Here is a 248-nt window from a genome sequence, read left to right as displayed (position 1 = left end):
AGCCGGGCTGCTCGATAAAATCGTCATTCTGCAAGAACTGCTTCAGCAGGAAACGTTTCGGCGGAAAAATGAGATGGAAGAAAAGCATCGTCTGCATCTTACAAATATAAAATTTGAAGAAGAAAATAAAAACTTACATACCCGCATCCGCTCACTTGAGACCGCCATTCAAACCGAACGGACTTCTCACGAAGATATGAAACAGCGTTATCATGCCGCTGCAGACGAAAATAGCCGGCTCCAAACAC

1 pseudogene is annotated in these 248 nt (G+C 44.4%); it reads left to right on the top strand.

Annotated features, from left to right (window positions below):
- Positions 1-248 (top strand): annotated as a pseudogene (locus SB658_RS26370) (sporulation protein); the annotation flags it as partial.

The organism is Bacillus sp. SIMBA_008, from assembly GCF_046535495.1.
GTDB classification, from domain to species: domain Bacteria; phylum Bacillota; class Bacilli; order Bacillales; family Bacillaceae; genus Bacillus; species Bacillus subtilis.
Note: the sequence above shows the minus strand (reverse complement) of the source record. Positions and strands in the feature narration are given on the sequence as shown.